This is a genomic window from Empedobacter sp. UBA7611, from assembly GCF_002484365.1.
Lineage (GTDB): Bacteria > Bacteroidota > Bacteroidia > Flavobacteriales > Weeksellaceae > Empedobacter > Empedobacter falsenii_B.
Map to the genome: position 1 here is coordinate 1 of NZ_DLJR01000053.1, position 11,173 is coordinate 11,173.

At 31.8% G+C, this 11,173-nt stretch carries 9 protein-coding genes; 4 read left to right on the forward strand and 5 right to left on the reverse strand.

The window, feature by feature from the left end:
• The 3 genes from B3R94_RS09315 to B3R94_RS09325 all read right to left on the reverse strand — a co-directional run.
• A partial coding sequence (locus B3R94_RS09315; protein ID WP_291100293.1) for a GNAT family N-acetyltransferase occupies positions 1–487 on the reverse strand: 487 nt, incomplete at its 3' end.
• Positions 488–567: 80 nt separating this feature from the next.
• A complete protein-coding gene (locus tag B3R94_RS09320; RefSeq protein ID WP_038332722.1) occupies positions 568–1,101 on the reverse strand; it encodes a hypothetical protein in 534 nt (177 codons plus the stop codon).
• Positions 1,102–1,111: 10 nt separating this feature from the next.
• Positions 1,112–1,876 (reverse strand): exodeoxyribonuclease III, encoded by a 765-nt coding sequence (locus B3R94_RS09325; RefSeq protein WP_038332724.1) that lies wholly within the window; start codon positions 1,874–1,876, stop codon positions 1,112–1,114.
• Between the two features lie 113 nt (positions 1,877–1,989).
• On the opposite strand from B3R94_RS09325, the gene B3R94_RS09330 reads away from it, so the two are divergent.
• A complete protein-coding gene (locus tag B3R94_RS09330; protein WP_291100296.1) occupies positions 1,990–2,745 on the forward strand; it encodes a head GIN domain-containing protein in 756 nt (251 codons plus the stop codon).
• A 93-nt stretch (positions 2,746–2,838) separates the two neighbouring features.
• On the opposite strand, the gene B3R94_RS09335 is transcribed toward B3R94_RS09330, so the two are convergent.
• Positions 2,839–4,233: an OmpP1/FadL family transporter gene (locus tag B3R94_RS09335; RefSeq protein ID WP_291100299.1), complete on the reverse strand. Its 1,395-nt coding sequence runs from the start codon at positions 4,231–4,233 to the stop codon at positions 2,839–2,841.
• Between the two features lie 21 nt (positions 4,234–4,254).
• The gene (locus B3R94_RS09340) at positions 4,255–5,358 is read right to left on the reverse strand and encodes a hypothetical protein (RefSeq protein ID WP_291100302.1); all 1,104 of its coding nucleotides are present in this window, start codon (positions 5,356–5,358) and stop codon (positions 4,255–4,257) included.
• Positions 5,359–5,461: 103 nt separating this feature from the next.
• On the opposite strand from B3R94_RS09340, the gene proS reads away from it, so the two are divergent.
• From proS to B3R94_RS09355, 3 genes are all read left to right on the forward strand, one after another.
• Positions 5,462–6,940, forward strand: coding sequence for a proline--tRNA ligase (gene proS, locus B3R94_RS09345; protein ID WP_291100305.1), 1,479 nt, complete (start codon positions 5,462–5,464; stop codon positions 6,938–6,940).
• Between the two features lie 292 nt (positions 6,941–7,232).
• Positions 7,233–8,747 carry a T9SS type A sorting domain-containing protein gene (locus B3R94_RS09350; protein ID WP_291100308.1) on the forward strand — a complete coding sequence of 505 codons (1,515 nt, stop codon included), beginning with the start codon at positions 7,233–7,235 and terminating at the stop codon, positions 8,745–8,747.
• Positions 8,748–8,749: 2 nt separating this feature from the next.
• Positions 8,750–11,089, forward strand: a complete 2,340-nt coding sequence (locus tag B3R94_RS09355; RefSeq protein WP_291100311.1) for a hypothetical protein — start codon at positions 8,750–8,752, stop codon at positions 11,087–11,089.
• The last annotated feature ends 84 nt before the right edge of the window (positions 11,090–11,173 follow it).

Consider the following 11,173-nt stretch of genomic DNA (forward strand, 5'->3'; position numbering starts at 1 on the left):
CACACTTCGTGGGATAGTGTCTATAAATTAATTCGTTTTCTTCTGATTGTTGAAGTTTAGATTTTTGTAAAAGTTTCAACGTTTCGGGTTGATTTACATTTGCTTTTGCAGCAATTTTATCTAATTTCAATTCATTTTTTGCGTAATCAACAATTGCATTCAAAACTTCTGTTCCGTAACCTTTGTTCTGAAATTTGCGTTTCAGACGAATGTTGATAACTGCGCCGTATTTTGTTTGGCGCAAACCTCCCCAACCAACAAATCGTCCGCTTTTTTTCTCGTGAACACCCCAAAGACCAAAACCATATTCTTGGTAATGTTTCTCCATATTTTCGATAAAAAACTTCGCTTCGTCTTCAGATTTATACGGTTTTTCGTTGACGATTTTCATCAATTCTTTGTCAGAATTTAATTGAAATAATTCGAATGCATCAATCTCAAAAAACTCTCGTAAGACCAAACTTTTTGTTTCGCAAATAACTTTCATTAAAACTTTTTAGTTCTTGCAAAGTTACTTCGATTTAAAGAATAAAAAAAGTCTTACCAATTATGATAAGACTTTTATATTTACTTTTTTGTTGTTGTTTTTGGTTTTGCTGGAGTTGTTGTTTTAGGAGGCGTAGCTGTTGCTTCCGAAACCTTTTGGTTAATCTCTTGTGTTAAGATTTGTCTTTTTAGATTGAAGATTTCTGTATCTTTTTGATCAATCTTAGCATCTAAATCTTTTACTTTTTGAGTTAATTCTGCAACTTGCTTTTCTTTTTCGTTTAATTGAGTATAGAAAAGTTTTGATTTTTCTCCAGAACTATTCAATGCAGAATACAATTCTTGCAAATTAGTATCATGTTCTTTTTGAGCCATTCTAATCATAGCTTGCGCATTTGTCAAAGCTGTATCTTTGATGTATAATTCGCTTTTAGCTTTTGCTAAATCTTTTTCAAGAGTTTCGATTTTCAAATTAGCTAATGTCAAATCTTTAGATGTATTTGATTGATCGTCTAAAGCTCTGTAATAATTAGCTTCCAATTCTTGGTGTTGTTTCTGAGGAACGCAACTTGCAATTGCAAAAAGTGTTAAACAACAAAGTACAATTTTTTTCATTTATATAATCTTAAACGTCTAATTCTAATAAAACAGGACAATGATCTGAGTGCTTTGCTTCTGGTAAAATCGTGGCACGCGTCATATTTTTTTCTAATGTATTACTCACCATATTGTAATCGATTCTCCAACCTTTGTTATTATTGCGCGCATTTGCACGGTAAGACCACCACGAATAATGATGAGGTTCTTTTACAAAATAACGAAAAGAATCAATCATATTACATTCATCAAGAAAAGCAGTCATCCATTCTCTTTCGACAGGTAAAAAACCAGAAACTTTTGCATTACGAACAGGATCGTGAATATCAATTGCTTCGTGACAAATGTTATAATCGCCACAAATTACAATGTTTGGATGAGAGATTTTAAGTTCTTTGATATAATCTTTAAAATCTTCGCAAAATTGTAATTTAAAGTCTAATCGATCAATATTTGTTCCACTTGGCAAATACAAACTAATTACCGAAACATTGTCAAAATCAAGTCGCAAAACGCGACCTTCTCTGTCAATATAATCTATTCCAGTTCCTATTTGTACATGATTTGGTTTTATTTTCGAGAAAATAGCCACTCCGCTGTATCCTTTTTTCTCTGCTGCATGCCAATAAATGTGATAACCCAATTCCTCAAACGGTTTTGTGTCCACTTGTTCTTGCATTGCTTTTGTTTCTTGAATACATAAAACATCTGGTTGTGCAGCCTCTAACCATTCAACCAAACCTTTCGTCATCGCAGCGCGAATTCCATTTACATTGTAACTGATGATTTTCATAGTTAGCGAAATTACTAAATATTTATGACGGATTGATTTAGAATGATAAATAAAGTGAATATTTTTTGTAACTTTTTAGAAGTTAATGCGTCTATATAATAAAAGACATCTATATGAAATACATTTTTCTTCCAATTTTAATATTCAGTTCGTTAGGATTTGCGAGTTGTTCGGTTGATTTAAATTCTAAATCACCAGCTTCTAATTATTTAGATCGAGTAGAAGCGAGTAGTAATACAGTAACGGAAACGCGTAAAGTTGCTTCTTTTGAAGGAATTGACGTAAGTAGCGCAATAAGTGTTACAGTCGAGGATGGTAATTATAATGGTCAAATTTCGGTTGAAGCGCCAGATAATATTATGAATAGAATCACGACTGAAGTGAAAAATGGTGTTTTGGTTATGAAAATTAATGGAACCGTAAACTTGAAAAATTCTTCTATTAAAATTAAATTCCCTCATCAAAAATTACGTTCGTTTGATCTATCAGGTGCAACGAGTGTTACCGTTTTGCCAACGCAGAAAGTAGAAAAAATGGCGGTTGATTTATCAGGAGCTAGTAATTTAAAATTAGATGTAGTTTCTAATTCTATTTCGGTTGATAATTCTGGTGCATCAAGTATGAAAATTTCTGGAAATGTACAGGATTTAAACATTTCGGTTTCGGGAGCTTCTTCTTTTATAGGAAAAGATTTAAAAGCTGCAAATGTAATAGTTGATTGTTCTGGAGCAAGTTCTACAACAGTTTGGGCTGTGAATAGTTTGACTGCTGATAGTTCTGGAGCGAGTTCTGTTCGTTATGTAGACGAAAATGGTTTGAAAACGAAAGTGAGCACTTCTGGAATGTCTTCTATCAAAAGAATAAACTAATAGTTTTTGTTTAAAACTATGATAAGTTAATATTTAGTACTACAAAAAAATCGGATGAATTTCATCCGATTTTTTTTATATCTATTTTTTTTATTAGAATTGCCAACCTAATGTCAATAAGAATAAATTGTTGTCTAATTTAACTTTTGGAGCATAAGTATTAGGTAAAGAAACAAATTCATTATTAATATTAATATAATCTGTTCCACCAATCAATTGTTGATATTTTTGAGTTTGATATTGATAAGCTGCATCTATATAGAATCCTCCAAAATCATATCCTAAACCAAAACTTGCACGATTAATATCTCCTTGAAATGCTTTCGATAAAACAGCAGCGTTTGTTACAACATTATTTTCGTTCGCAATATCCATCGTAAAATCTTTGTAAGGAGAAGTTATATAATTATAACCAGCTCTTACTTTGAAACGATCTACACGGTATTCCGCACCAACTCTAACTTCACTTGAATTTTTTACAAAATCATTGATAAAATTATTAGAAGAATTAAAATATTGTGATGGTTTTAATTTTGTATCATTGTTCATGTGATAGGTATAATCAGCACCCAGAGATAAATTTTTACCCACAACAAAACCTAAACTTCCTACAAGACGTCCACCACGAGTCATATCATAATCAGAAGAATACATATAATAAGAATCTACAGCAGTTCCGTTATTGATGAAGTTTGCTGCATAATAATCTTCCGAAACATTGTACCAAACTGGAGAATGATAAGCCGCACCTAAACGTACATTGTGATTCACTTTATAAATAGCACCTAAAGAGAAAGAAAATCCTTGCCCAATTTCACTATATGGAGCTCCATCTGCATTGTATACGTAGGTTTTTCCATTCTCGTCATCACGCTCTGCATATTGTTCGTAACCCGAATAGTTAGTTTCGTGGAAGTTTAATCCAAACCCCAAATAAATTTTGTCGTCATAACTTGTTCCTAAATTAACAGAGAATTTAGATTTGTATCCATCAATATCTTTAATGTAACCATTGAAAGTTCCATTTGGTTCAGAAAATTTAATACCTTCATTTGTTCCAATTGATGAATAATTGTCTAAACGCTGATTAAGATAAGCGACACCAACTGTGAAACGATTCCATTTTGAAGCTTCATTTGCAAAAACAAATGTTCCTCCAAATTGTTGGAAATCAAAATTGCTTTCAGATTCTTTGATATTTGTTCCGAAATTAGTTTTGTTGCTAAAAGTAGAAACACCAGCTGTTACTTGGACATCAGAGTTAATTGCTACTCCTAATCCAGCAGGGTTTTGCTCGACAGAAGTAATGTCACTTCCTAATGCACCAACAGCTCCACCAACACCAATATATTTAGCATTTCCGCTGTTAATATCTTGCGAATATAAATTTATAGCATTTGTAGAATACTGAGTTTCGTATCCTTTGTTCTGTTGTGCAAAAGCCAATGTACCAGCTAAGGTACAAAGGCTTAATAATATTTTTTTCATTTTTATATGATCTAAATCTAGTTATCTTCTTCCTCCACCACGAGAGCCTCCTCCTGTGCTACTTCCGCGAGAACCACCTCCCATGCTTCCGCTACTCATACTACTACCTCTACTTGGAGAAGGTGTAGAATATGATGGGCGAGAATTGTTCATGCTATTTGTTCTTTCATAGCTTCTCGTTGGTTGTTGGTATTGTTGCGCTTCGCGAGTCGGTCTTGTGTTGTAAGTAGGCTGTTGTGTTTGTGTCGGTCTTACTTCACGAGTTGGACGTGTTGTATTGTTAATTGTATTATCACGAGTTGGTCTTAAACCTGTAGAGATTTGGTTGTTTCTACCATTTAAACTTCCAACAGGACGAGTAGAATTAATCGTGTTATTTAAACGACCACCATTTCTGTAACCTGGTTGAGAATAAATTCCTCTTGGACGATTGTATCCATATCCATATCCATAATAACCAGGATATCCGTACCAATTGTTCCATCCGTAGTAACCTCCGTAATATCCACCGTAGTAAGGTCTATTCCAACCCCAACCATAATATCCATTATACCATGGATCGTTCCATCCCCATCCGAATGAAATACCAAATCCGTTTCCGTACCATCCACCATACCAAGGATTGTAATATCCCCAACGATATGGATTATAGAAACCTCCCCATCCGTAGCTGTACCAAGGATAGTTGTTCCAGATATTAATTTCTACACCATCATTACGTCCCCAGTTATAATTACTCGATCCGTTATAAGTTAATGTATAGTCGTTGTTTCCAAAATAATTGTAACCACCTAAACCATATCCGTTAATTTTAACTTTGGTTGCTGATTTAGATTGAGTATTATCATTTGTGCTATCAACATCATCTTGGTAATAAAATTGTTCAGCACCATTTCCTTCTGCATCGAAGTATGGACTACCAATTTTTATTTCCCCTTTATTTTCTTGTTCTCCTTGCTCGTTACCATGTTGTAGTTGAGCTTGTTGATAGGTTTTATCTGTTTTCGGATTATAGTAAACTCCGTCGCTTTCGTAACCACTTGGTTGATAAGTCGAACAAGATGAAATTCCTAATGCAGCCACAAGAATTAATGTAGTTGCAGAAATTTTATAAACTTTGTTCATAATTATAAATTTACATCGTTTGTAATAATTAAATTTGCATAAATTTAAAGGCAATTTTTATGCCAAGTAAAGATACGAAACTTATCAACAAATATAAAAGATTATGGCAAAATTAACAACTCGTGCTGAGGATTATTCTAAGTGGTACAATGAGCTTGTTGTAAAAGCAAATTTAGCTGAGAATTCGAAGGTTAGAGGGTGTATGGTGATCAAACCATATGGCTATGCTATTTGGGAAAAACTACAAGCAGAATTAGACAAAAGATTTAAAGAAACAGGTCATCAAAATGCTTATTTCCCCTTATTTGTTCCTAAAAGTTTATTCGAAGCCGAAGAAAAAAACGCAGAAGGTTTTGCGAAAGAATGTGCGGTTGTAACACATTATCGATTGAAAAATGATCCTGATAACAAAGGAAAATTAATTGTAGATCCAGAAGCAAAATTGGAAGAAGAATTAATTGTTCGTCCTACTTCAGAAGCAATTATTTGGAGTACATACAAAGGTTGGATTCAGTCGTACCGCGATTTACCAATTTTGATTAATCAATGGGCAAATGTTGTGCGTTGGGAAATGCGTACGCGTTTGTTTTTGAGAACTGCCGAGTTTTTATGGCAAGAAGGACATACGGCTCATGAAACAAAAGATGAAGCAATTGTGGAAGCACAACAAATGCAAGAGGTTTATGCAGATGTTGTAGAGAATTTTATGGCAATTCCAGTTGTAAAAGGAAGAAAGTCAGATTCTGAGCGTTTTGCGGGTGCTGATGATACCTATACAATCGAAGCGTTGATGCAAGATGGTAAAGCTTTACAAGCGGGAACTTCTCACTTTTTAGGGCAAAACTTTGCAAAAGCTTTTGATGTTAAATTCGCAAGCAAAGAAGGAAAACAAGAATATGTTTGGGCAACTTCTTGGGGAGTTTCTACTCGTTTGATGGGTGCATTAATTATGACGCATTCTGATGATTTAGGATTAGTTTTACCTCCAAAATTGGCACCAATTCAGATTGTTGTTGTTCCAATTTATAAAACAGAAGAACAATTAGAAGAAATTCGTCAAGTAGTGGATAAATTTTCATCAGAATTGAAAGCGAAAGGAATTTCGATCAAATTTGATGATGATGATAAAACGAAACCAGGTTGGAAATTTGCTGAATACGAATTGAAAGGTGTTCCTGTACGAATTGCAATTGGACCAAAAGATTTAGAAAAAGGTCATGTTGAGGTTGCTCGTCGTGATACATTAGAAAAACAATTTATTGCGTTGGATAATGTGTCAACTGAAGTAGAGAAATTATTAGAAGATATTCAAACTAATTTATTCCAAAAAGCGTCAGATTTTAGAGATACTCATACAACAGAAGCAACAACTTTTGAAGAGTTCAAAGATATTATCGAAAATAAAGGTGGTTTTGTTTCAGCTTTATGGGACGGAACAGAAGAAACAGAAGAAGCGGTAAAAAATGCGACGAAAGCAACAATTCGTTGTATTCCTCAAGCTTTTGAAACGCCTACAGAAGGAGTTGATGTTTTCTCTGGAAAACCTGCAAAATACAGAGTTTTATATGCGAAAGCATATTAATTTACTAAACAATAATTAGCAAAAAAACTTTCCAAAATAAAAAAGGAGCTATTAATTAGCTCCTTTTCTATTTTGATGTTTTTTGGCGTGCAATTCTTTTAAATGTAATTACTATAGTAGGGAAATTATTTTTTTGGATTTTATTTTACGTAAAACCGTAATTTATTTTTAGATAATTGTTTGAGATTTGTAAAATTGAAAATATAAATTACATTATTGATATAGAATAGATTTCGTTATAATGTCAATATAGTAAAAAAGACTATTTTTGCAAAAAAGTAAATATTGATATATGAGAAAAACTCTACTGTCGGTATTCTGTTTATTTTCTATGTATACTATTTCAGCACAACAAGATATAATGTGGGAAAAGTCTATAGGAGGAGAACAAGCAGAATATTTATACAATGCGATTTCTACACCCGATTATGGTTTCTTGATTTTAGGGAGTTCTGCTTCTAATACAATAGGAGATATTCAAAAGAAAAATCAAGGAAGTTTAGACTATTTCATTTGGAAAATGGATGAGAACGGTCAACAAGAATGGCAAAATTCTTTTGGAGGAAATGGTTCAGATTTTTTATATGCAGCTCAATCTACTTCTGACGGTGGTTATGTTTTAGCAGGGGCTTCTACATCTTCAAAATCTGGCGATAAAATAAGTGAAAACCAAGGGAACGAAGATATTTGGGTTATAAAAATTGATGCACAAGGAAAAACACAATGGCAAAATTCTTTTGGCGGAAATGGGAATGACATTCCTGTAGAAATTATTCGAACAAAAGATAAAGGATATTTAATAGCTGCTAATTCTAACTCAACACCTTCTCAGTACAAAAAGAGCGAGAATTTTGGAGGAAACGATTATTACATCATCAAACTAAATGAAAAAGGAGAAATCCTTTGGGAAAAAACGTATGGTGGATCATTTGATGATAAAATCAAATCGGTTATAGAAACGAAAGACGGTTTTGTTTTAGTTGGCAATTCGAACTCTCCTATAAGTGGAAATAAAACGATAGATCAAACTTCTAATGGAGCTTGGATAGTTCAGATTACTCAAAAAGGAGAAATAATCTCTGAACAGAATTTAAATTTAAATTCAGAAAATCAGTTGATTTCATTTCAAGAACATGAAAATGGTTATTTGTTTTCTATTCTAGAAAAGGCTGAAAATAAGTTAAACCCAAAGGTTATTCAAACCGATTTTACTTTTCAAACTCAAAAAACAACCGAATTAGAAATAGATAATGATTTGACTATTACAGAAATCAAATTAATTGATAATAAATTTCTTCTAACAGCGAATAAAATCTCTACGTTAGGGCAATTAAAAAGTAACAATCATTCTATCGAGAGTTATTACATCACTCAATCTTTTGATGAAAATGGTTCAAAGGTTTGGAACAAACAGTTTGGAGAAGAGGGATTCAATTATCTCGAAAAAGCAATCACCACTCGTGATGGCTCAATCATTCTATTTGGAAATTCTACTCAACAAGCTAAAGGAAACAAAGGTCAATCGGATTTTTATTTAGTGAAACTCGGAAAAGAAGAAGATGATATCAAACGAGTATACGTTGAAACTTACCCAAATCCTACACGTGACTTTGTAAATGTTTTAATCAACAAAGAGTTTGAAAAAGCAATAATTGAAGTTTATAATTTAACCGGTCAACATTTGCAAACTAAAGAGGTGAAGTATCGTTCAACACCAATTTCGTTAGGGAATTATCCAGCTGGTGTTTACATCCTAAAAATCAAAACCGACAACCAAACCGAATCTATTAAAATTATTAAAAAGTAATTATGAAGAAAAAAATAGTGCTATTTATTTTATTAGCTGTAGGAAATGTTTTTGGACAGGTGAGTATAGGAGAAAATAGTAATAATTATAATATAGATTTATATCCTAAAACACCTGAAGCATATGCATTTGCAAAATTCGTTGATATTCCTGCAGGTAGTTATACAGGTGTAGCAAACTTTAATATCCCTATTTACACAATTCAGGTTGATGGATTAACTATACCTATACAGTTAGATTACTCAACAGCAGGTGTTAAAGTAGATGAAATAGCTTCAAGAGTAGGTTTAGGTTGGAATCTTAATGCAGGTCCATCATTGACAATGCAAGTTGTAGGAGCCAAAGATTACTATAATACAAGAGAAATATTTGATCCAGGAACATTTTATCCTAATGATGTTACAAGTGCAGACAATCCTTCTTATCAGATTGCAATGGCCGCAGTAGGAAATGGGATGGAACCAATAGAAGAATATAAACCAGATATTTATTCTTATAGTATTGGAAACTATTCAGGGAAATTTATTATTGATTCTAAAAATTCAAAAGGAATTACTATCCCATATTATCCTATTGAAATTAAAAAGCAAGATGGTACAATAATAATTATAGATGATCAAGGAAATGAATTTTTCTTTTCAAGTCCAATGTCAAGTTATAACTATAACACTTGTGCCTCAGTTTTGGCCGAAGCTTCAAATTCTACATATATATTAGAAAAAATTTTAACCAAAAATAAAAAAATAATTAAATATGAATATGAACATCCTGCGCATACCATGTTTGCTACTGGTTTTTCAGAACAAAAAAAAGTTGATGAAATAAAAGCAGTTAATTATTTTAATGATGATTCGCAAGGTTCAGGTCCTAATATATCGCCTTTTTGCTTGTATTATTCATCTTCAAATGAACCTGTATTAAAAAGGATAAAGTATGAGAATAATGCAATTGAATTTAATTATAATGTAAATAATAGTAAAAAAGAACGACAAGATTTACCAGGAGAAGTTTTTTTAGAAGAAATTATTGTAATAGACTATAATGGTAAACCTATTAAAAAATTTAAGTTAAACCAAACCGCAAATTATTTTGTTTCTCCTTCGCTTGATATTCATCAAGATTTAACAAGGCAAATGAACTTAATTGATAGTAGATTAATTAAAGGTATTGATAAACGATTAAAATTAGAAGAGATTGAAGAGATATTTTCTAATCAAAAATATAGATTAGAATATTATGAAGAAAAACCATTAATTAATCGTTTCTCTTTTGCGCAAGATTATTGGGGGGTTTATAATGGTAAAAGCGGACAGATGTCTTCTATCCCAGCAGCTACCATAACTAACTTTAAAGGGAATACATCTTTTTATGGAGGAGCTGATAAAAAACCTAATCTTGAATATGGAATCATAGGAAATCTAAAAAAGATTATATACCCAACAAAAGGAAGTTTAACTATTAAATATGAAGCTGATCAATATTTTAAGAAAGAAAGTGTTGATTCTATTATTTATCATGTAGAAAAAACTTATAATACTAGGTCTACATATGATTATTTAGATTTTGAGGCGAGAAAAGGAAATAATATACGAATATATGATGTTAAACTAAATTTCACAGGAGATAATGATAATGGTTCAGGAGTAGAAACAGTTGGAAATTGTTATTTATCCGTTCTAAATAAATCTACTAATCAAAACATAATAAAAAATCCTTATCAATATACATTGGGAAATGGAACGCCTTACAAAGCATCAGATATTGAAGGTAAAAGTTTTAAAATGTCTATTGAAAAAGGTTATGATCATTTAACTGAAAAATCTATTGATTGTTACGCAACATTATCATGGATTGAAAGAGAAACTTTTATTGTACCTGAACATAATGAATCTATAGGAACTATAAGAGTTAAAAACATTACTCTTGATGATAACAATAATAATACGATTACTAGAGATTATACTTATGCGATTCCAGAAACAACAAAAGAAAGTGGAACCTTATATGGTGAAAATCAATTCAGAACTTTTTATACCTCAAATTTTACTAAAGGAGATACTAAATTAGCTGGAAAACAAAGGATAATAACAAACAATCCTGGGTGGCAAATTAATACAATAAATGGAAAATCTGTATTATATAAATACGTAACTGAAACGTATAAAAATTTAAAAAAGGAAAGTGAAAATTACACAAAACTGACAATGTATAATAATAGCGGATGTTCTACGCGTTTTGATGGTTATGGAACATCAAATTTTATATATCCTATATGTAATGAAGCTTTTTTACAAGGAAAAGTTAAAGAGGAGGTTTTAAAAGATAATGAGAATACAATGTAATCTCCCCCTTGTTAAGAACACTTAAAAGTAGAGTTTTTATTTAATATTATTGTATTATTATTTTGATTAATTTGATTAATTTGA